22 protein-coding genes and 1 riboswitch are annotated in these 19,875 nt (G+C 70.4%); of the genes, 7 read left to right on the top strand and 15 right to left on the bottom strand.

Going from position 1 to position 19,875, the window contains the following annotated elements; all coding sequences use genetic code 11:
- Positions 1-101 precede the first annotated feature (101 nt).
- Genes ACFZDL_RS46270 through ACFZDL_RS46260 form a run of 3 tightly spaced genes read left to right on the top strand, consistent with a single transcriptional unit; the run spans position 102 to position 2,420 of the window.
- The gene (locus tag ACFZDL_RS46270; protein WP_353596993.1) at positions 102-1,190 is read left to right on the top strand and encodes a permease; all 1,089 of its coding nucleotides are present in this window, start codon (positions 102-104) and stop codon (positions 1,188-1,190) included.
- Positions 1,187-1,972, top strand: a complete 786-nt coding sequence (locus tag ACFZDL_RS46265; RefSeq protein ID WP_353596992.1) for a TIGR03943 family putative permease subunit — start codon at positions 1,187-1,189, stop codon at positions 1,970-1,972. Before ACFZDL_RS46270 ends, ACFZDL_RS46265 begins: the two co-directional genes overlap by 4 nt.
- Positions 1,944-2,420, top strand: coding sequence for a transposase (locus tag ACFZDL_RS46260; protein ID WP_353596991.1), 477 nt, complete (start codon positions 1,944-1,946; stop codon positions 2,418-2,420). Before ACFZDL_RS46265 ends, ACFZDL_RS46260 begins: the two co-directional genes overlap by 29 nt.
- A 190-nt stretch (positions 2,421-2,610) precedes the next feature.
- Here the strand turns inward: ACFZDL_RS46260 and ACFZDL_RS46255 are convergent, their stop codons facing one another.
- The 14 genes from ACFZDL_RS46255 to ACFZDL_RS46190 form a co-directional block, all read right to left on the bottom strand.
- Positions 2,611-3,822: a hypothetical protein gene (locus tag ACFZDL_RS46255; protein WP_391194492.1), complete on the bottom strand. Its 1,212-nt coding sequence runs from the start codon at positions 3,820-3,822 to the stop codon at positions 2,611-2,613.
- Positions 3,823-4,055: 233 nt separating this feature from the next.
- Positions 4,056-4,460 (bottom strand): hypothetical protein, encoded by a 405-nt coding sequence (locus ACFZDL_RS46250; protein WP_353596989.1) that lies wholly within the window; start codon positions 4,458-4,460, stop codon positions 4,056-4,058.
- Between the two features lie 3 nt (positions 4,461-4,463).
- Positions 4,464-4,862 carry a hypothetical protein gene (locus ACFZDL_RS46245; RefSeq protein ID WP_353596988.1) on the bottom strand — a complete coding sequence of 133 codons (399 nt, stop codon included), beginning with the start codon at positions 4,860-4,862 and terminating at the stop codon, positions 4,464-4,466.
- A 115-nt stretch (positions 4,863-4,977) separates the two neighbouring features.
- The gene (locus ACFZDL_RS46240) at positions 4,978-5,391 is read right to left on the bottom strand and encodes a hypothetical protein (protein WP_391194489.1); all 414 of its coding nucleotides are present in this window, start codon (positions 5,389-5,391) and stop codon (positions 4,978-4,980) included.
- A gap of 351 nt (positions 5,392-5,742) precedes the next feature.
- Complete coding sequence (locus ACFZDL_RS46235; protein WP_353596987.1) at positions 5,743-5,907, bottom strand: hypothetical protein; 165 nt, start codon at positions 5,905-5,907, stop codon at positions 5,743-5,745.
- A complete protein-coding gene (locus tag ACFZDL_RS46230) occupies positions 5,904-6,962 on the bottom strand; it encodes an LLM class flavin-dependent oxidoreductase (protein WP_353596986.1) in 1,059 nt (352 codons plus the stop codon). The genes ACFZDL_RS46235 and ACFZDL_RS46230 overlap by 4 nt, the downstream gene beginning before the upstream one ends.
- Positions 6,959-8,650, bottom strand: a complete 1,692-nt coding sequence (locus ACFZDL_RS46225; RefSeq protein WP_353596985.1) for an ABC transporter ATP-binding protein — start codon at positions 8,648-8,650, stop codon at positions 6,959-6,961. The genes ACFZDL_RS46230 and ACFZDL_RS46225 overlap by 4 nt, the downstream gene beginning before the upstream one ends.
- Positions 8,647-9,570 carry an ABC transporter permease gene (locus ACFZDL_RS46220; protein ID WP_353596984.1) on the bottom strand — a complete coding sequence of 308 codons (924 nt, stop codon included), beginning with the start codon at positions 9,568-9,570 and terminating at the stop codon, positions 8,647-8,649. Before ACFZDL_RS46220 ends, ACFZDL_RS46225 begins: the two co-directional genes overlap by 4 nt.
- Positions 9,567-10,526, bottom strand: a complete 960-nt coding sequence (locus tag ACFZDL_RS46215) for an ABC transporter permease (RefSeq protein WP_353596983.1) — start codon at positions 10,524-10,526, stop codon at positions 9,567-9,569. Before ACFZDL_RS46215 ends, ACFZDL_RS46220 begins: the two co-directional genes overlap by 4 nt.
- 3 nt (positions 10,527-10,529) lie before the next feature.
- A complete protein-coding gene (locus ACFZDL_RS46210) occupies positions 10,530-12,146 on the bottom strand; it encodes an ABC transporter substrate-binding protein (RefSeq protein ID WP_353596982.1) in 1,617 nt (538 codons plus the stop codon).
- 204 nt (positions 12,147-12,350) lie between these two features.
- Positions 12,351-12,467 (bottom strand): putative leader peptide, encoded by a 117-nt coding sequence (locus tag ACFZDL_RS46205; protein WP_353596981.1) that lies wholly within the window; start codon positions 12,465-12,467, stop codon positions 12,351-12,353.
- 34 nt (positions 12,468-12,501) lie between these two features.
- A riboswitch (SAM riboswitch) is annotated at positions 12,502-12,614 on the bottom strand.
- Between the two features lie 87 nt (positions 12,615-12,701).
- Positions 12,702-13,526, bottom strand: a complete 825-nt coding sequence (locus ACFZDL_RS46200) for a DUF1684 domain-containing protein (protein ID WP_353596980.1) — start codon at positions 13,524-13,526, stop codon at positions 12,702-12,704.
- A 62-nt stretch (positions 13,527-13,588) separates the two neighbouring features.
- Entirely contained in the window at positions 13,589-14,512 is a 924-nt protein-coding gene (locus ACFZDL_RS46195; RefSeq protein ID WP_353596979.1) for an LLM class F420-dependent oxidoreductase, read from the bottom strand.
- Positions 14,513-15,063: 551 nt separating this feature from the next.
- Positions 15,064-15,579, bottom strand: a complete 516-nt coding sequence (locus tag ACFZDL_RS46190; RefSeq protein WP_391194482.1) for an LLM class flavin-dependent oxidoreductase — start codon at positions 15,577-15,579, stop codon at positions 15,064-15,066.
- A gap of 556 nt (positions 15,580-16,135) precedes the next feature.
- On the opposite strand from ACFZDL_RS46190, the gene ACFZDL_RS46185 reads away from it, so the two are divergent.
- From ACFZDL_RS46185 to ACFZDL_RS46170, 4 genes are all read left to right on the top strand, one after another.
- Positions 16,136-16,408 carry a 2-oxoglutarate and iron-dependent oxygenase domain-containing protein gene (locus ACFZDL_RS46185; protein WP_353597303.1) on the top strand — a complete coding sequence of 91 codons (273 nt, stop codon included), beginning with the start codon at positions 16,136-16,138 and terminating at the stop codon, positions 16,406-16,408.
- Positions 16,409-16,484: 76 nt separating this feature from the next.
- Positions 16,485-16,670 carry a hypothetical protein gene (locus tag ACFZDL_RS46180; protein ID WP_353597304.1) on the top strand — a complete coding sequence of 62 codons (186 nt, stop codon included), beginning with the start codon at positions 16,485-16,487 and terminating at the stop codon, positions 16,668-16,670.
- A complete protein-coding gene (locus ACFZDL_RS46175; RefSeq protein ID WP_353597305.1) occupies positions 16,671-18,140 on the top strand; it encodes an MFS transporter in 1,470 nt (489 codons plus the stop codon). It abuts the gene before it with no gap.
- A gap of 61 nt (positions 18,141-18,201) precedes the next feature.
- Entirely contained in the window at positions 18,202-19,443 is a 1,242-nt protein-coding gene (locus ACFZDL_RS46170) for a vanadium-dependent haloperoxidase (RefSeq protein WP_353597306.1), read from the top strand.
- A gap of 258 nt (positions 19,444-19,701) precedes the next feature.
- On the opposite strand, the gene ACFZDL_RS46165 is transcribed toward ACFZDL_RS46170, so the two are convergent.
- Positions 19,702-19,875 (bottom strand): DUF4916 domain-containing protein (locus ACFZDL_RS46165; protein ID WP_353595573.1); only part of this gene is annotated, 174 nt, incomplete at its 5' end.

Genomic DNA, 19,875 nt, shown 5'->3' with positions numbered 1-19,875 from the left:
ATGTGAACGCTTATTCATGTGTAGTGTCGTGCTCGCCATCCGTCTGCCGTCGCTAAGGTGAGCCGGGTGCCGCCGTGGCGAAAGCCGTATGGGGAGACGTAGTGGACAGTGATGTCGACAGAGCGCCGCCGCTGCGTGAGAGCAGTGGCGCCAGCAGGGCATTGCCCCGGAGCCACGACCGGGCGGGCGGGGGTGGTGGGGCGGGTGGACCGGGCACGGCGGTCCGCGTCGCCTCCCATGCGCTGATCGCTGGGTTTCCGGTGGCGGTGCTGGGCGTCGTCGCGATCGTGCTGGGGCCGGACATCACCACGGCGCTCGACGATCGGGCGGTGGCGGCTTGGCGGACGGTGTTCACCGCGATCGTCGTTCAGGGTGTGCCGTTTCTGCTGCTGGGTACTCTGGTGTCGGCATCGATCAGCGCTTTCGTACCGGCCTGGGTCTTCACCCGGGCGCTCCCGCGCAACCCGGCGCTTGCCGTGCCCGTGGCGGGCGCCGCCGGAGCGGTGCTGCCCGGGTGCGAATGCGCGTCGGTGCCGGTGGCCGGCAGTCTGATGCGGCGCGGGGTGGCCCCGGCAGCGGCGCTGGCGTTTCTGTTGTCGGCCCCGGCCATCAATCCGATCGTGCTGGTCGCGACCTATGTGGCCTTCCCCGGCAACCCGTCGATGGTCGCCGCCCGTCTGGTCGCCTCGCTGCTGACCTCCGTCGCCATGGGCTGGCTGTGGATCCGGGTCGGCCGCGAGGAGTGGCTGCGGCTGCCGAAGGGACCGGTCGGGCACACCCCCGGCGCGAGCCGCGCGGAGGAGTTCCGGGTCTCGCTCCAGCATGACTTCCTGCACGCCGGGGGCTTCCTCGTGGTCGGCGCGGCGGCCGCGGCCATGTTCAACGTCGCCGTGCCGCATTCGGTGTTGCGGCTCTTCTCCGACTCCCTGTGGCTCTCGCTGCCCGTGCTGGGGCTGCTCGCGGTGGTCCTCGCGGTCTGCTCCGAGGCCGACGCGTTCGTCGCCGCCTCGCTCAGCGGGTTCTCCCCGACGGCCCGGCTCGCCTTCATGGTGGTCGGCCCCATGGTGGACCTGAAGCTCATCGCCCTGCAATCGGGCACCTTCGGACGGGACTTCGCGGTGCGCTTCTCGTCGGCCACCTGGGTGGTGGCGGTGCTGTGCAGCGGACTGGTGGGGTGGTGGCTGCTGTGAAGCGCAACATCCAGGTGCTGCTGCTCCTCTTCCTCGGCGTCGGGCTGCTGCACATCTCGCTGCTGACCGAGCTGTATCTGCGCTATGTGCGCCCGGGGCTGCGGCCCGCGCTCATCGCCTCCGGGATGCTGCTGATCGTGCTCGGCGCGGTGAGCGCGGCCCGCGACGGCTTCCCCTTCAACCGCCCGCGCCCACCTGGTGACGCTCGGGACCAGGGCAACGACGCGGACCACGGCCACGGCCACAGCCACGCGGGCGGGCCGAAGGTCGCCTGGCTGCTGTACATACCGGCCCTGACCATCTTGTTCCTCGCGCCGCCCGCCCTCGGCTCGTACACCGCCTCCCGCGACGACGCCAAGACCCCGAAGGCCCCCGCTTCCACCGCCGGTGAGAGCCTTTTCCCGGCTCTGCCCGACAAGGGCGTTGTCGAGATGTCGCTGAACGACTTCAGCTCCCGGGCGGTCTGGGACACCGACCGCACCCTGAAGGGCCACACCGTGCGCCTCACCGGCTTCGTCACCCCGGGCCGCCATGGCGCCTGGTACGTCAGCCGCCTGGTCATCAGCTGCTGCGCCGCCGATGCGCAAGTGCGCAAGGTGCGGGTGCACGGTCCCGCCGCTCCGCCCCCCGACACCTGGGTGACGGTCACCGGCACCTGGCACCCCACCGGAAAGCTGGGCACCGACGACGCCAGCCCGGCCCTCGACGTCTCCACCGTCGAACGCGTTCCCGCGCCCAAGGACCCCTACCACGATGTGGTGGTCACCCCGAACGGTCGCTGAAGGCGGCAGCGCATCTGAGCCCCAGGCCGCTGGCCTGGGGCTCAGATGCGCTGGCACGTCGGCACCCGTCGACGCCACCCTCACCGTCGCGCAGGCACACCGCATCGCGCACGAACTCGTGTACTCCATGTCCCGGCTGGCCGCCGTCGCGGTCGACCACTTCCACGTCGTCCAGCTCGCCAACACGATGCTGTCCATGGTCCGGCGCCGCACCACCGCCGAGGTCCGCGGCCGGCATCGACGCGCCACCGCCCCGGAATGCGAGCCAGACGTCGGCTCCTGCGCAACCGGGAGGACCTCACCGACGAGCACTTCCGCAACGCCGACAACCAACGCCTACGGACACGCTGCGTCACGACCCGCCGAGCCCGCGGATACCTCCGCGCCGCTTAACTTCGAAGGCCCGCTTCGACAGATCCAAACCAGCAGGTCATCCCAGTTGACATGATTCCCGGCACCCACAGGGCTGGCGCCTGGGTCGGAATGGCGGCCAGGGCGCAGACCGTGCAGTGATGCGTTGACCGCTTGAGCTCGCCCTCGTTTGACGACAAGAGAGCGACGCGTCCAATGAACCCGTGCAATCCGGGGGTTCGCGGCGGCGCGAACCAAATAGATCCGATGGTTGGTCGACTGACGGGTCAGGGGCGTGGGTGTTGTGCCAGCCACTGCTGGAGTTCGCGGTGGCGGAACTGGTAGGCCGGGCCGTTGTAGCGGAGAAGACCAGCGGTGACGGCCCAGTCGAGGAAGGGCGCGAGGCGGAAGGGCAGCTTGCCTCGCGAGCACACCAAAAACACCCCGTACCTCCGCGCCGCCCTCGCGAACCCGGCCACGAGTCCGGTTACGAGTCCAATCGCGAACCCGGCCACGACAGCATCCTGGAAATCCAACAACGGGAACCCGTAATCGATCTCCGAGAGTTTGCCATAGAACCCGCTCCAGATATCCATCCCGGGTATGGACGTGAATGCGGCCGGGAGTACGGTGGCGAATCCGGTCATGGGTCCGATCGCGAGTCCGTAGACCATGTCGTCGCGGATGATGGCCCGAGGGCTGGCCACGGTGGTTGGTTCTCCTCTGAGCCCGCGCACGAAGCCGCCAATAGGCCCGCCCACGAGTCCGGCTACGAGCCCGCCTTGGCAAATCACCTCCATGATGTCCCAGATGTCGTCCAGCCAATCGTCCGCGAACCAGGAGTGGAGATTGACCGTGGCCCCGATCGCGAACCAGGTCATGAACCAGGTCCTGAACCCGGTTTTGAACCCGCCTGCCAGCCCGCCCATGAGCCCGCCGACGAGGCCGACCATGAGTCCGGCTGTGCTTCCGACCACGATCCCGGCCGTAATGACGAAGTCGGCGTACACGAACCCGTATGTGAACCCGATCGTGAACCCGATCGCGAACCAGGTCATGAATCCGGCCCAAAACCTGGTCAGTAACCCGCGTCGGAGTGTTCCAGAGGTGATGCGGAGACGGCTGGGTTTGGGCGTCGGACGGTAGGCGAGGATGCCGGCGAACACTGTGACGAAGGAGCCGAGCGCAAAGAAGTCGTCCCCAGTGTGGATGGCTTTGGCGAGGAAGAGGGAGGCGGTGGGAATGATGGGGAGGGCGGTGAGGAGGATGTCGGCACCGAGGAGCTGCCGCCGCACCCTGCCCTCGCTGTCCTTGACCTGCCGGGCGAGCTTTCCGGCGCGGCCACGCGCGAGCTCGGCATCGTTGTCCTCGAACGGCTTGCGCAGCGCCATGACAGCGATCACCAGGCCGATAACACCGATGGGAACGCCGAGAAGGGTCGCGGTGTCGGTGGACTTGCGCTTGTCGTCGTTGACGATGTTCCATCCGGCGAAGGCCACGCTTGCCATGATCAACACCGCACACGCGACGCGCACGATCTGCCACCTACGCCGGTAACGGCGTTCCCCTAATCCAGCCATCCCCCGATCATGCCGCCCCACCCGGACTCACCGGTACCTCTTCGGCTCACTTGCAGAGTGTTCAGGTCTTCGTTCACACGTCAACCTTGAACGCCCTCCTCCCACGCCTGCGGACCCACCTCAGTTCACGCGGCCTTCACGCGATCAACCGCCTAGTTCGACCTTGAGCGCACGTGGTTCGCGATCGCCGCGTCGTCGTTCGCGCCGTACATGTCGTCGATCAACGTTGCGAACGAGCTCACGACGGCATTGCGCTTGATCTTGCCGTCCGCAGTCCGCTCGCCGCGCTCGACTTCCAGGGACCTCGGCAGAACGCGAAAGTCCTTCAACTGCTCTACCCGCGCGAGGTCCGCGTTGACCCGAGCGACCTCCGCTCGCAGGCTTTCGGCCAGCACCTCTGCCGACCGAGCGCCTGCGGTTGTGCTCGGCTCGAGCAGGACGGTGAGGTACTTACGGGCGTCGCCGACGACGATCGCTTCGTTGATCAGTGAACTTTCCTTCAACCGGGTTTCGATGGGCTGCGGATTGATCGTTTTGCCGCCTCGGGTGATGATCACGTCCTACTTCCGACCGATGAGCCGGATGTCGCCGTGGGGTGTGCGCTCCATCAGGTCACCGGTGCGGAACCAGCCATCCTCGAAAACAGCCTCGGTCTCCGCCGGGTTGCGCCAGTATCCGTCGAAGAGCAACGGCGCGCGAAGCAGCATTTCGCCATCGTCCGCGACCTTCACCTGGAACCGTGGGTCCGGGAATTCCCTGCCGATGAAGCCCGGACGGGGGAACGGCTGGTCGAAATGAGCTATGGGACACCCGGCGGTCTCGGTGAGACCGTAGTTCTCGCGAAGATCGAGCCCCCAGATCTGCCAAATCGCGATGACGCTTTCGGGCATCACGGCAGACGCGGTGTAGGCAACGCAAATGCGATCCATTCCGACGGTTGCCCGCAGTGGCAAGAACACCCAACGAAGTGCGGCAGCGTACGCGATCCGCAGCGGTACCGAGGGCCGGCGACGGGACCAACGGCGTTCGGCTACTCTGCGGCCGGCCCACATGGCGGCGTCATAGGCGTAGCGACTAGGCTGCAAGGACGTGGCGGGCGATACGCGGGCCCAGGTCGGAGGTGGGATTCCGCGCCTGCTGCACGGCCCAGTCCTGTGTCGGGCGGGCAGTGACCCCGGTGATGTGCAGTCGCCGTGTGCCGTGTTCGAGGAACACCAGCGCGTACAGCCGCTTGCCGAGCACGGTGTCGATGCGGAAGAAGTCTGCCGCGGTGATGCCCTCGGCTTGTTCTTGATCGCTGCCGAGGTGGGTGGGCGTCCGGTGCGCCGGCGCGCGGTGTAGTCCCACTTCGCGGCGATGAACCTGTGATGCCAGGCGAGCGTGCCGCAGCACCAGCAGTTCCGCCTCCTTCGCCGTCCCGCGACGGAGGAGCACCGATGGAACAGTCAGCAGGCTTCGGGGCACCTTGTACAGCAAGGGCACGATCACGGGGGACATGATCCCCGTGGACTGGCCGTACCACTCCCACCTGCGACGACGACTTTTCGAGCGGCACAGGCAGCAGGGCGGGGCGTCACCGGCCGTCGTCAACGGGTGGGCTCGCCCCTGCCTGGGCCTCTTGTCGGAGGAGGGACAGGCGAGGGCTGTTCACGACTTCGAAGTGCGTTGCCGACGAAGTCGTCGTGCATGAGTGGCAGGCCGCTGACGCCTTGGCCGTAGGGGTAATGGCATGCCCCGGGCCGGGCGCTGCGCTTCTACGACCGCCGCGGTGCAGGTGTCGGGCTGCGGTTATCGGCGGACCCGCCCTGAGGAGTAAACGCCGTGACCAGTTGTGACGACTCAACCGGCTGGCATTACCAGTTTTGGTGCCGTCGGAGCCACGGCGTAGTGGGCGGTGGCGGTGAGCACCTCGTACTCCCCGACGCCGTAGAAGCGGTGGGCCTGGGTGAACGGCTCGCGGGCGTGCATCTCCAGCCGGGCCGGGCGTTCCGGAACAGGACTCACCGGTCCGTCTCCTGAAACGCCGGGGAAGCGGCGCGCCAGCCCAGCTCGGGGGCGATCAGCTGCCGTACGTCGTGCAGGATCTGTTCGTACTCCTCGCGATGGAACTCGTACGGCAGCTCCAGGCGCAGCTCCGACACCTGCGCGAGGCAGGGATCGGCCGCCAGCTGTTCCAGGATCTGTTCCGCGGTGCCGACCACGTCGGGGGCGAACAGGAACCGCTTCGGGCCCAGCGCCGCCAGGGTCTGCGGCTTCAGGGTGCGCTCGTGCCGACTGGCCGCGTAGTCCCGGTAGCGGGCCCGGGTGGCTGCGTCGGCGCTGTCGAACGGCACGATCACCCGTCCGAGCGCTACCCGCGCCGCCGGCCGGTCGTCGCCCAGGCTGCGCCGGTACTCGGAGAGCAGGTTCAGCTGGGCGGTGGTGAAGCCGTCGGTGTCCTCGCCGGAGACGATGTTGCCGGACAGCAGGTTGAGACCGTTCTCGGCGGCCCAGCGGACTGAGCGCAGGCTGCCTCCGCCATACCAGATCCGCTCCACCAGACCGGGGTTGTGCGGCTGCAGCCGCGGCCGCTGGATGTTGCCGGGCGAGTGGATCACCGTGTCCGGGCCGCCGAGGTAGTCGCCGCGAAGGTTGTCGACGAGGCGGGCGATCCTGCCGTACGACAGGTCGAAGCCGCGCCAGTCCCCGTCGTACACCAGGTCGCCGAGCAGTTCGGCGTGCGGCATGCCGGTGCTGAAGCCGACCTGGAGACGGCCGCGGGACAGTACGTCGGCCAGCGCGAGGTCCTCGGCCAGGCGGAACGGGCTCTCGTACCCGATGGGGATGACCGCGGTCCCCAGCTCCACCCGCTCGGTGCGCTGGCCGGCTGCGGCGAGGAACACCGCGGCGGAGCCGACTCCGTGCTCGAGGTGACGCTGGCGGATCCAGGCCCCGTCGTAGCCGAGCCGTTCACCGTATTCGAACAGCTGGAGGGTCTCCTCCAGGCCGGTATAGGGGTCGTCGTCGGCGAAGTTGCCCGGGGTGAGAAAGGCCAACGAGGTGATGGTGGGAGTGCTCATGACGCCGGTCCTCGGCTCGTGGTGGTCTCGGGGGTGGGGGAGGGGACACGGCCGCCCGGGATCGCCGCGAGCAGTTCGCGGGTGTACTCGTGGCGAGGGCGGGTGAACAGTTTCTCCGGCGGGCCTGTCTCGACGATGCGGCCGGCCCGCATCACGGAGACCTGGTGCGCGATCTGCCGTACGACGGCGAGGTCGTGCGAGATGAAGAGGTAGGCCACCCCGGTGTCGGCCTGCAACTCGGCCAGCAGGTCCAGGACCTGGGCCTGCACGGACACGTCGAGGGCGGAGACCGGCTCGTCGCAGACCACCAGGTCGGGGGAGAGGGCGAGGGCGCGGGCGATCGCCACGCGCTGCCGCTGTCCGCCGGACAGCTCCGCCGGCCGGCGCTCCAGTGTGGCGGAGGGGAGCGCCACACGGTCGAGGAGTTCGCGGGCCCGGGTGAGCCGGGAGGCGCGGTCACCGACCTTGAAGGCGCGCAGCGGCTCGGTGATCACCTCGCCGATGGAGAAGCGCGGGTCGAGCGAGGCGTACGGGTTCTGGTAGACGAGCTGGGCGCGGCGGCGCAACTGCCTGGCCTGGGCGCCCTTGGCGGTGGTGACGTCGGTGCCGTCGAACAGGATCTGCCCGGCGGTCGCGTCGGCGAGGCGGAGCACCAGGCGGGCGGTGGTGGACTTGCCCGAGCCCGACTCGCCGACCAGGGCGAGGGTCTGGCCCCGGTGGAGGGCAAGGCTGACGTCGTCGACGGCGCGCAGGGTGCGGGGCCCGTCCCCGGTGCGGGGCAGCCTGAACTCCTTGACCAGGTTGCGCACTTCGACCAGGGGCGCCGTCTGAGCCTCGGGGAGGGAGACCGGGGTGCGGGGCGGGGCGGCGGTCAGGCTCGGGGCACTGGCCAGCAGGTGCCGGGTGTAGTCGTCCTGCGGGTCGGCCAGGATGTCACGGGTGGGGCCCGCCTCGACGACCTTGCCCTGGGACATCACCACCAGCCGCTGTGCCCGGTCGGCGGCGACCCCGAGGTCGTGGGTCACGAGCAGGACCGCGGTGCCCGACTCCTCGGTGAGGCGCTGGAGATGGTCGAGGATGACCCGCTGGACGGTGACGTCGAGCGCGCTGGTGGGCTCGTCCGCGATGATCAGCTCGGGCCGGGCGGCGATGGCGATGGCGATCAGGGCGCGTTGCCGCATGCCGCCGGACAGTTCGTGCGGATACTGCCGGGCCCGGACGGCCGCGTCGGGCAGCCCGGCCCGGTCCAGCACGGCGACCGCCTCGGCGGGAGCCGATCGGCGGGTCGCCAGACCATGGATGCGCAGCACCTCGGCGACCTGGTCGCCGATCCGCTTGACCGGGTTGAGGGAGACGGTCGGGTCCTGGGGGACCAGTCCGATCCGTGCTCCGCGTACGGTGCGCAGTTCCGCCTCCGACAGGGTGGCGAGATCGTGCCGGCCGAAGCGGACTGTGCCCGCGTCGATACGGCCGTTCGCCGACAGGAGCCGGGTGATGGCGTGCGCGGTCGTGCTTTTGCCGGAGCCGGACTCGCCGACCACCGCCGTCACCTGTCCCGGCCACACGTCGAGGTCCACGCCCCGGACGGCCTCGACCGTGCCGCCCCGGGTGCGGTACGACACCGACAGGCCGCGTATCTCCAGCAGTGGTGTGGTCACGTCCTCACCGTTCTCACGTTCGTCGGTCATCGCTGCCGGGACCATTCGCCGTCCAGCGCCCGTGCGATGCGGTTGGTGGCCAGCACGGTCGCGGCGATCGCCAGCCCGGGCAGTGCTGTCAGCCACCAGGCGTTGGCGAGGTAGTTGCGGCCGTCGGAGATCAACGTGCCCCATTCCGGGGCCGGCGGGGGAGCGCCGTAGCCGAGGAAGCTCAGAGCCGACACGGCCAGGATGGAGGAGCCGAAGTCGAGGGTGGCCAGCACGATCACCGGGCCCGCCGCGCCCGGCAGCACATGCCGGCCCAGTACCGAGTACCAGCGGGCCCCGCTCGCGCGCGACGCCTCCACGAACACCGCCTGCCGCACCCGCAGCACCTCCGCGCGCGCCACTCGGGCGAACGCTGCGACGCTGGCGATGCCGACCGCGACCGCCACTTTCACCGTGCCGTAGCCCAGCGCGGTGACCAGGGCCAGGGACATGAACAGCGCGGGGATGGACAGCAGCACGTCGACGAAGCGCATCAGCACGTCGTCCACCCAGCGGCCCACGAACCCGGCGACCACCCCGAGCAGCCCGCCGACCACGAACGCCACCAGCACCGCGATCAGCGTGGCCTTCAGGGACAGCTGGGCACCATGGACGACCCGCGAGAACACATCGCGGCCCAGTTCGTCGGTGCCGAACCAGTGACTGCCGCTCGGGCCGCGGAAGTTCTGCGACGGCACGCCCTTCAGAGGGTCCTGCGAGGTGAACAGGTCGGGCCAGAACGAGGCCAGTACCACCAGCACGAGGACGACCACCGACAGCAGCAGACCCGGGCGGCGCACCACGAAGCGCAGCAGCCGCCGTACGTCCACGCGGTGTCCCGGCTCCGGCCCCGGCCCCGCCTCGACCGGGCGGGCCAGTCCCAGCGCCGCCTCGGCCGGGTCGTCGACAAGGCTCTGGCTCATGCGAGTGCCGCCCTTCTGTCCGAGGCCACCATGATCCGCGGGTCCAGGAGCGGATAGACCAGGTCGATGACCAGGTTCGTCGTCACGAAGATCAGCGCCCCGAACACCACCACCCCTTGGACCAGCGGGATGTCCTGGGCCGTGACCGCCGCCGCGGTGACGCGGCCGAGGCCGTCGCGGGAGAACACCGTCTCGACGACCACCGAACCGGCGATCAGCTGCCCCACCAGGAGGCCGACGACCGTCAGCGCCGGCAGGGACGCGTTGCGCAGGGCGTGCCGCAGATGCACCCGCCACCGGTCGGCGCCCTTGGCCCGCGCGGTCTCCACATACGCCTGGTCCAATGCGGTGAGCAGGCTCTTGGCGAGCACCTGGGCGATCTGCGCGCCGGCCGGGACCGCCAGCGTCAGGGCCGGTAGCACGAGCCCCTTCAGGCCGCCGTTGCCGAACGCGGGGAACCAGTGCAGCCGGAAGGAGAACGTCTCGACGAGCAGCAGCCCCACCCAGAAGGTCGGGACGGACACCCCCAGCGGCGGCAACGACAGCAGCAGCTGCCGCAGCCAGCGCCGAGCGGTGTAGGTCGCCAGCACCGCCAGACCACCGCCGAGCAGCACCGCCAACAACAGGGCGGCACCGGTCAGTTGGAGGGTCTGCGGCAGCGCGTCGGCCAGCGTCGAGGTGACCGGACGGCCGGTGGCGACCGAGTCGCCGAAGTCCCCGCTCACCGCCCGTCCCAGATAGTCGGCGTACTGCACCAGCACCGGCTTGTCGAAGCCGTACTCGTGCCGCAGCGCGGCCAGCCGGGCCGGGTCGACGTCCCCCGAGTCCATCCCGGCACTGGCCATCGCGGTGACCGGGTCACCGGGCAGCCAGTTCAGTACCAGGAACGACACCGTGTACGCCGCCCACAGCACCCCGACTGCCTGCGCCAGTCGCTTGATCACATAGCGGCGCATGCGCTAGCCGATCCAGGTGTCGTGCAACTGGATGCGGCTGCCCGAGTCGAAGTCGAGGCTGTGCACCTTCTTCGACACGGCCAGCTGGGTCTGGAGTTCCACCACCGGCACGTTGTACGCGCTCTGCACGATCAGCTTCTGTGCCTCGTCCACCAACCGCTCGCGCTTGGCGGTGTCCGTGGTCGCAGCCTGGCCGGACAGCGCCGTGTCCAGGGAAGTGGCGGGAACGCGGTAGAAGTTGGCCAGCCGGCTGGAGAAGGAGGTTCGCAGGATGTCCGGGTCGGAGCGGGTCACGTTGCTCCACACCAGGTCGAAGTCACCGCCCTGGAGCGTGGTGGCGAACTGGCTGACCTGACCCTGCTTGAGCACCACGTCGATCCCGACGGCCTTCAACTGCTGCTGGACCAGCTCCAGTGCAGGCTGGTTGGTGGCGGCGTTGGGGAACCAGCTGATGGTCAGGCTCAGCTTCTTGCCGTCCTTGGCGCGTATGCCGTCACCACTGGCTTTCCAGCCGGCCGCTTCCAGCAGGGACTTCGCCTTGGCCGCGTCGAAGGCGAGGTCCGAGGAGAGGTCGGTGTAGTCGGGCGTGGTGTGCGCCAGGACGCTGGTCGCCGGCTGGGTGCCGGTCGGGAACACGGTGTCGGCGATCTGCTTGCGGTCGATGGCCGCCAGGATCGCCTGACGCACCTTCACGTCCTTCAGCACTGGCCGCGAGTTGTTGACGCCGAGCCCGAAGACCACACCGGGGTTGGCCCGGCGCAGCAGGGTGACGTGACCGCCCCCGAGCGCCGCCTCGTTGGCCTTGCCGACGCTGCTGATCGCGTCCACCTGCCCGGACTGGAGGCTGCCCGCCCGCACCCCCGCCTCGGGGACGACCTTGAAGACCAGCTTGTCCAGGTAGGCCTCGCCCTTCTTGGCCCACCGCGAGGAGCCCCAGGCGTATCCGGTGCGCTTGGCCAGGGTGATCGACTGGTTCTGGACGTACTGCTTGAGCACGAACGGCCCCGACCCGATCACACCGTCGCTGCACTTCTGCTGCGGGGTCTTCTTCACGCTCGCCGACGACTCGATGCCCAGCGAGTGGGTCGAAGTCGCCTGGATGAACTGGGCGTTGGGCTCCTTGAAGGTCACCTTGACGGTGAGCGGGTCCACCGCGGTGGTGCTCTTGACGCCGCTGAGATAGCCCTGGGCGAGGACCCCGAGGGCGCCGAGCTTCGGCACCGCGTCGAAGTTGTCCTTGACCACCTGTGCGGTCAGCTGGGAGCCGTCGCTGAAGGTGACGCCCGAGCGCAGATGGAAGGTGAACTCCGTGGCGTCGGCGTTGATGTCCCAGCTCTTGGCGAGCCACGGCACGATCTTGCCGGTCCTGGGGTCCTGGTCGGTCAGGGAGTCCACGGTCTGGCGCACCGAGTAGATGCTCTCGTTGCTGCCGACCTGCTGTGGATCCACGCAGCCGGCGTCGGAACCCACCGCGAAGGTCAGGGTGCCGCCGGACTTCGGCCGGCTGCTTCCGCTACTGGAGTTGTCGCCCGAACCGCAGGCGGTCAGCAGAACACTGGTGGTCAGCAGGGCGGCGAGGGGCGCCCAGCGGGGGGCTCTGAAAGCCGGAAGTGCGTTCACGGAGGGTTCTCCTACTCGTGTCACCAGGCATGGAGGCGCCGTACAAGGCACGACCGTGCATGGGTGTGCGGCCCCGGCCGGTACAAGACCGGTGGCGGGGAGGCGCTGTGCAGACAGGGATCAGGGGGGAGCGGGGGGCAGCCGCAGGCGGGTGCGGTGACGACTGGCGCGTGCCCGGACTACGACCGGCGGCGGAAGGGGCCGTCAGGCCTGACAGAGACAGCTGGTCGAGCGCTTGAGGTCGATGTGGCGCCGGCGCGAGAACCGGGAGAACACGGTGGCGCCGGCGAAGCGAGCGCTGAGGTCACCACCGTGCCGCATGCCGATCCTCCCCATTTCCGGCCCCGGTCACGGGGCCACGCGCTTGCGGGATCGTCGGTGATCCCGCCGGGCTTTCACCTGGAGCACCCCACCGCGCGGGAGGGTTGCCGGTCAGCGAGCCAGGGCTTGACGCTGACACTCAATGCCGTTCGTGATCGTACGGAGGGCTCTTGTCGTACGTCAATGCCGGAAAGCGACGCCCGCAGGGGCAGTGGGACCGGCACCGGGTCCGGCTCAGGAACCGCCGCGCTCGCGGGGGATCTTCTGGCCGGCCTCGATCGCCACCGGCAGCCGGTTCTCGGCCGGGGGCAGCGGGCAGGTGGCCAGGTCTGTGTAGGCGCACGGCAGGTTCGTGGCGCGGTTGAAGTCCAGGACGACCGTGCCGTCGGCGGCGGGCGGCTCCAGGGCGAGGGCCCGGTTGGCGGCGTAGGTGGTGACCCCGGAGGTCTCGTCGGTGAACAGCACCGTCAGCCGGCCCGCACCATGGCCGGGGAACGCGGTCAGCGACAGCGGGCGCCCGTCCAGCTCGAACTCGATCCTGCCCGGAGCGTCGTACACATGCTCAAGGCCCTCGACCGCGGCGCCCACGGTGGTCGGCCGCGGCGTGTCGAAGGGGATGTAGCGGCCCGTCACGGCCCAGCGCGGGTCGGGGGCGTAGGCGGGCGTTCCGGTGAAGGCCGTGCGCAGCGGCGCGTCCGGGTGCCGGGGGCGCACGATGTCGTTGCCGCCGCGCTTGGCGACCTCGATGACGGCGTCTCCCCACACGGCGTCGACGCTGCCGCGTTCGGGAAGGACGCCGAAGTGGTGTTCCCCGTGCACCGGCGTTCCGTCGACGACCAGTTCCTCGTCGTCGTCGAGGTCTACGACGACCCCGTCGGGGCCGGTGCGCCACGCGCCGGGCGCGTCGGCGAAGCGCTGGGGCCGGTCGTCGAGCCAGTGCAGGCCGGTGATCGCCAGGAACCCGTGCGGGTCGGCGAGCCGGGCCTCCTGGGCGCGGTGCCACTCCAGCCAGTTCTCGGTGAAGGCACGGAAGTCGGTCGTGGTGGCCTCGGTGGTCATGAGTTCTCCTTCGTCACAGGGGTGCAGTGGGGCCGGTCGGGCCGTCGGTTCGACCGGCGTGCTCAGCGGGCCAGTTCGCCGAGGAGTCGCCAGGTGCGTCGGCGGTCGGCTTCTCCCGCGATCTCAGTGCCCGTGAACACGACCTCGGTGGCGCCGGCGTCGCGGTAACGGCGTACCTCGGCCTCGACGGTCTTCTCGTCGCCGATCACGGCCAGGTCGGCGGCCCGCCGGCCGCCGGAGAGTTCGATGACCCGGGCGTAGGACGGGATCTGTTCGTAGAACGCGAGGTTCTCGGTGGCCTTGGCCCGCACCGCCTCCACGTTGTCGGTGACCACCCCGGGTACCAGGGCCACGACCCTGGGCGCGGGGCGGCCGGCGGCCTCGGCGGCTGCGGTCAGGGCGGGCACGATGTGGTCCGCCAGGGCGCGCGGTCCCGCCAGGTAGGGCAGGATTCCGTCCGCCAGCCCACCGCTGACCCGCAGCGCCTGCGGCCCCATCGCGGCGACCAGCACGGGGACGCCGCTCTCGGCACCTGGTACCCGCGCCGGGACCGGGGTGGTCGCGGTGATCAGCTCACCGTGGAAATCGGCCGTGCCGGTCTCGGTCAACTGCCGCAGTGCGGTGAGGAATTCACGCAGGCGGGCGATGGGGCGTTCGAAGGGCAGGCCGAAGCCGGTCTCCGTCAGCAGTTTCGTGCCCAGGGCCAGGCCGAGGTGGTAGCGGCCGTGGGTCGCGGCCTGGGCGGTCTGGGCCTGGCTGGAGACCAGCAGCGGGTGGCGGCCGAAGACGGGGATCGCGGAGGTCCCGACCTGCAGTCCGGGCGCCTCGCGTCCGACGATCGCCGCGAGCTGGGGTGAGTCCGCGCCGAAGGTCTGCCCGAACCAGGCCGACTGCAGACCGGCGCCCGCGGCTTCCTGGGCCAGTTGTACGGTGGCGTCGACCTGGTTCGGCGCGTCGGACGCGTTGAGCGCTACTCCAACAGTCATGTCAGTCAGAACGGGCGTCGGCCGGACCCGCATTCCGGTCCGTGTGTGACAGCTTCTTGTCAGTCATGTGTACTCAGTCCTGAGTGGAAGGGCCGTCCCGGTGCTCAGCCCGCCTGCCGTCGGTCCGGCGCGGACCGGTGCGCGAGGGGTGCGCGCAGGCCGAGGTTCTCGCGCAGGGTGGTGCCGGTGTACTCGGTGCGGTAGATCCCGCGTTCCTGCAGTTCCGGGACGGGGTGCCGACGTGCCCGCGCTGCGGGCCGAGCGCGATGGCGGTCTCGCGCAGCGACCAGCCGTGCGCCTCTGCCTCGCCCGCCATTCGGCCACGACCGCGCGCGGATCGGTGATGCGCCGGGCGCCGAAGGAGCCGTCGTTCTCGGTGACGACCGGATCCTCCTTCGGCAGCGGCCCGTCGGCGTCGCTGTGGCCGGCCGACCGCCCGCAGCCGGCGCCGGATGTCGTCGGCGAAAGCCAGTGCGTCGTCGAAGTCGTTGCCGTGCGCGGAGAAGATGACGTCGGCGTTGCGTGCGGCGAAGTCGCGCCCCTCGCCGGAGTCACCGGCCTGGAAGATCACGGGGTGGCCCTGGGCGCTGCGCGGCAGGGTGGGGGCGAGGTCGACGTCGCTCCCGCGCCCGCGCGGCCGCGTCGGCGACCAGGGGGCGTCCCCAGGCGCGGGCCGCCTCGGGACGTTCCTCCTCCGTCACCACCCACCCGGCGCGGCCGGCGGAGATGTGGTCCAGGGACGCCAACTTGGCTGAGACATGGAAGGGTTGGGCATACGTGACGGGGACGACGGGCGCGATCCCGATGGTGCTGGTGGACGCCGCGACGAAGGTCGCCCGCTCGACCGCGCCGATACGGCCCACGGGGTTTGGTGAGGCGCCGGGCGGCAGTACGCCGTCATCCAGGGTGATCAGGGTGAACCCGGCGTTCTCGGCGATGGCGGCGACCTGGGCCACGCGGCGCGGGGTGAGCAACTGGTCGGGCGAGTGGGCGGCGCGGCGCCAGGCCGCGGGGTGGGCGCCGTCGCCGTCGATCTCGACGGCGAGGTGCAGGGAGGGGCCGGGCAAGGGGAGTTCCTTCCGGGAAACACGAGAACTCGCGGCCACAGGGCCGCGACGAGACGGCCGGCGGGACGGCCGGCAGGGGTCAAGCGTGTACGGAAGGACAGACGGCGGAGGAGGTACGGCAGTAGTCGACATGCCGCCGGGTGATCAGCCGTGCACTGGCGCACGCACCGCGCGGTGCCGCGCCCAGTACGTGCATCAAACCCTCCACCTGTCAGGAACTTTCCCGTTCAACGTACGTCGCCCGCCCCTGTGAGTGTCAAGGTCGACCATGGCCAAGGTGCATCTCATCCGCTGGGGCGCATGGTGGACGCATCTTTCCCGTTGTGCTTTGATCCGGTCATGGAGACCACTGGCCCGGTGCACACGGTGCTGCTCGACCCGTTCTGGGTGAGCCGCCGCGCCGACCAGTTCGACCAGGTCTGTCGCTGATCGCCGTTCGACGGCTCGCGATCTCGGTCTTCTCTTTCTGCCTGCAGCCTTCTCTCGACCTCAACCACCCGCTCTCCGGGCGTAGTTGTGAGGTGCGCGCGTTCCGCCCTGCCGTGAAGGAAACCCCATGGCCCAGTCCACAGCCCTGCCTGTCATCGACATCTCCCGCTTCCACGCCCCGGACGCGGACCGTGACGCCTTCCTCGCCCAACTCCGCTCCGCCGCGCACGAGGTGTGCTTCTTCTCCGTCACCGGGCACGGCGCCCCCGCGGCACTGCGGGAGGAGGTGTTGAGCGCGGTACGCCGCTTCTTCGCGCTGCCGGAGAAGCAGCGGCTGGGAATTGAGAACATCAAGTCGCCTCGGTTCCGGGGCTATACGCGCACCGGCACCGAATCCTGATCGCCGACCTCGAAACCGGTCTGCGGGCAGCCGCCGTATGAACCACACCTCACGCATCCAGGGAGCAAGATCCGCCATGCGCCGCAGCACCGCCGTCCGGCTCGCCGCCACCGCAGCCCTGCGCGGCCTGGCCGTGACGGCGTCCGACTTCGCCGAGCTCGTGGTCCCCGAGCTGCGCCGACGCGGCCTGTTCCGCACCCACTGCGCGGCTCGTACGCGGCGCGACCACCTGGGCCTGCCGCGGCCGTCCCGGCAGGCGTAGATGCTCCCGGGAGAAGACCGCGCCGGACGACGGGTGCTGCTGGTGTGCATGGCCGCGGGCGCCACGACCCTGCTGGATCAGGCCGTCCTGAACATCGCGGTCCCGAGCATGCGCCAGTCCATCGGAGCCACCGGGGCGGACGTCCAGTGGATCGTGGCCGGGTACTCGCTGGCCTTCGGCCTCGCCCTGGTCCCCGGCGGCAGCCTCGGTGACCTGCAGGGGCGCAAGCGTCTCTTCCTGGCCGGGGTGGCGGTCTTCCTCCTGGCCGGGGTGACGGCCGCGACGGGAGGAGGGCCCGGGACCCTGATCGGTGCCCGGCTGGTGCAGGGTGCCGCGGCCGGGCTGGTCAACTCGCAGGTGATCGGCACCATTCAGGACGTCTTCCACGGTCAGGCCCGCGGTCGTGCGCTGGGCCTCTACGCCGTCACCGGCGGCGTGGCCACGGCCCTCGGCCCGCCATTCGGCGGTGCGCTCGTCGCCGGACTCGGCCCCGAGGCGGGCTGGCGGTGCTGCCTGTTGCTGAGCTCACCGTGCGCGGTACTCACCCTGACCCTCGCGGCCCGCTGGCTGCCCCCGCCCCGGCGCACCGCCCGCAACTCCCGGCTGGACGTCCTCGGCCTCGGTCTGCTGTGCGGCTGCACGCTGACGCCGATGGTGCCCTTCATCCGCACTCCGGGCAGCGGGGCAGAGGCACTCCTGTGGGGAACCGCTGTGTGCGCTCTGGCAGCCGTCTTCGCCGTGCACCAACGCCTACGGGTGCGAAGGGGCCGTCAGCCACTGGTGCACCCGGCGCTGACCTCGTCCAAGCCGTACATGCTGGGCACGGCCGTCGCCATGGCCCAGTTCGGCTCCTCACTGGCCGCGTTCCTCGTGCTCACCGTCTTCCTGCAGGACGGGCTCGGCCTGTCCGCTCTGCTCACGGCGGCGGTCACCCTTCCCGGGGCGGTCGGGATGGGCATCTCCTCGGCCCTCGCTTGGCGGCTGGTGCGGCGGATCGGACCGCGCACGGTGACCGTCGGTCTGACGCTGGGCATCGGTGCCGCCCTGGCGGGGGCGGCGGTCGCGCTCTGCATGCCGACGGCGGTGCTGCCCATGGCTCTGGCGGGAACGCAGCTGATGTCGGGCGTCGCCGGAGGGCTCACTGTCTCACCCAACCAGACCCAGGTGCTCCAGCACGCTCCGGCAGAGGCCGCGGGAGTGGGCGGCGGGATCCTGCAGATGACCCAGCGAATCGCGGCGGCCGTCTGCCTCAGTGCCGTCCCCGCGGTGTATCTGCACGCCGCTTCCGGTCCGCCGGGAGGCAGTCACCCCCGGGCCGGGTACGCGCTGGCCTCCTGCGTCTGCGCCGGCCTTCTCGCCGTCGCCCTGCTGCTGTCCCTGCTGCGCCGGGCCGCCACGCCGCCCCGCCCGTCGGCATTCACGCCGGCGAACCACGCCGGCGTGGTCCCCCGCCCCAAGGAGACGACCTGACCACCTGTGGCGCGGGTGCCGCACCCGTGGGCCCCACCTCGCCGAAACCCAAGGAGAACAAGTGAGTTCGACCAGAACCCGGCCCGCCCTCGCCGTCCTGGGCGCGGCGGCGCTGCTGACCGCCTCCGTCGCCGTTCCACAGGCCTCGGCTGCCGGCCGTACGTCCACGGCTCTCGCCTGGTACGACACCACAGCCGAGACCATCGCGACGGCCGGGGCATACACCCAGATCACCAATAGCCGTACCTGGGCCATCAGTTGGCTCGCAGCCGCCCGGGCCACCCGGAGCGTCCCCGCCGGTGTCGACCGCGGTGCGTATCAGGAGGCGGCGCTCGCCGGGGCCGTACACCGCGCGCTGGTGGCGCTGGTCCCGAGCCGAACGGAGCAGCTCGACGCGAAGTTCAAGGAGACTCTCGACGCGATTCCCGACGGCCCGGCCGAGGAGCGGGGCGTCGCGGCGGGGGAGAAGCAGGCCGACCTCGTCCTGACGTCGAGGCAGGGCGACGGTCTCGACCCCGCTTCGGTCAATGCGCCCTATCCCGTCAAGCCCGTGGCGCCGGGCGTGTGGCAGCCGACGCCACCCGACTACGCGCCGGCGGCCCAGTACGGCAACCGTCTCGCCAAGCCGTTTCTGCTGAAGACGCAGAGCCAGTTCCGGCTCGCCCCGCCGCCCGCCCTGGACTCCGAGCCCTATGCCGCCGATCTCGCGGAGGTGCGGGCGTACGGCGCCGCGGACAGCGCGGTGCGCAGCGCCCGCCAGACCGAGACCGCCACCTTCTGGCTCGGCTCCTCCCTCACCCTCTACACCGAGCCGCTGCGGGTGGCGCTCTCCCGCACACATCAGGGGATCGCCGGGCAGGCGCGGCTGGTCGCGCTGTTCCATGTGGCGCTGGTGGACACGCAGATCGCCACCTCCGACAGCAAGTACGCCTACGAACGCTGGCGTCCGGTGACCGCGATCCGCAAGGGCACGATCGAACCCGACCCCGACTGGACGCCGCTGCACACTACCCCGGCGCACCCGGACTACCCGAGCGGCCACAACACCTACGCGGGCGCCGCGCAGACCGTGCTGTCGGCGCTGGTCGGGCCGCGTACCGCCCCGTTCGCACTGACCAGCCCCACCGCGCCGGGCCTGACCCGGACCTACACCGCCTGGAAGCAGCTCTCGGACGAGAACGTCGACGCCCGGGTCTTCTCCGGTATCCACACGAGGTCGGCCGACGAGGCGGGGATCACGCTCGGCGTGAACGTGGCAGGGTACGTCCTGCAGAACACGGCACGGCTCTACGCTCCGCGCTGACTCTCCGCGCTGACTCTCCGCGCGCTCACCGGCATCGCGGCGCTCACTCGAACGCCGCCGCCGCGTCACGCAGGGCCTGGGACACGGCCGCCGGTGAGTCCGGTCCCGGCATAGGACCCTGTCGCCCGATTCGCGGTGAGGCCCGATTCGATCAGCGTGGCCTCAGCATTCAGCGCCCAGCGGCCTACCGGTCGCACCAGGTCGACCGAATCGGGCGACAGAGTCGCACAGGGTGGGCGTCTGCGGTGGGCGTCCCCGTCAGGACAGGCAGCCCACGTGGGCGAGTGCCTGCTTGAGCAGGACTCCCTGGCCGCCCGGCATCTCGTTCTGCACCAGTGGCGACGCGGCCTCTTGCGGGCTGAACCAGACCAGGTCCAGGGCGTCCTGGCGGGGGCGGCAGTCACCGGTCACCGGGACGATGTAGGCAAGGGC

The sequence above is a fragment of the Streptomyces sp. NPDC007917 genome (assembly GCF_042959105.1).
In the GTDB taxonomy this organism is placed as follows: domain Bacteria; phylum Actinomycetota; class Actinomycetes; order Streptomycetales; family Streptomycetaceae; genus Streptomyces.
The sequence above is the reverse complement of the archived record's forward strand: the minus strand, read 5'-3'. Positions and strand labels throughout refer to the sequence as shown.

Excerpts from the sequence above, each read along its gene's own strand:
- ACFZDL_RS46215 (WP_353596983.1), bottom strand. The coding sequence starts at position 10,526 with ATGCGCCGCTATGTGATCAAGCGACTGGCGCAGGCAGTCGGGGTGCTG.
- ACFZDL_RS46205 (WP_353596981.1), bottom strand. The coding sequence starts at position 12,467 with ATGCGGCACGGTGGTGACCTCAGCGCTCGCTTCGCCGGCGCCACCGTG.
- ACFZDL_RS46180 (WP_353597304.1), top strand. The coding sequence starts at position 16,485 with ATGCGCCGCAGCACCGCCGTCCGGCTCGCCGCCACCGCAGCCCTGCGC.
- ACFZDL_RS46185 (WP_353597303.1), top strand. The coding sequence starts at position 16,136 with ATGGCCCAGTCCACAGCCCTGCCTGTCATCGACATCTCCCGCTTCCAC.
- ACFZDL_RS46225 (WP_353596985.1), bottom strand. The coding sequence starts at position 8,650 with ATGACCGACGAACGTGAGAACGGTGAGGACGTGACCACACCACTGCTG.
- ACFZDL_RS46200 (WP_353596980.1), bottom strand. The coding sequence starts at position 13,526 with ATGACCACCGAGGCCACCACGACCGACTTCCGTGCCTTCACCGAGAAC.
- ACFZDL_RS46260 (WP_353596991.1), top strand. The coding sequence starts at position 1,944 with ATGTGGTGGTCACCCCGAACGGTCGCTGAAGGCGGCAGCGCATCTGAG.
- ACFZDL_RS46220 (WP_353596984.1), bottom strand. The coding sequence starts at position 9,570 with ATGAGCCAGAGCCTTGTCGACGACCCGGCCGAGGCGGCGCTGGGACTG.
- ACFZDL_RS46175 (WP_353597305.1), top strand. The coding sequence starts at position 16,671 with ATGCTCCCGGGAGAAGACCGCGCCGGACGACGGGTGCTGCTGGTGTGC.
- ACFZDL_RS46195 (WP_353596979.1), bottom strand. The coding sequence starts at position 14,512 with ATGACTGTTGGAGTAGCGCTCAACGCGTCCGACGCGCCGAACCAGGTC.
- ACFZDL_RS46230 (WP_353596986.1), bottom strand. The coding sequence starts at position 6,962 with ATGAGCACTCCCACCATCACCTCGTTGGCCTTTCTCACCCCGGGCAAC.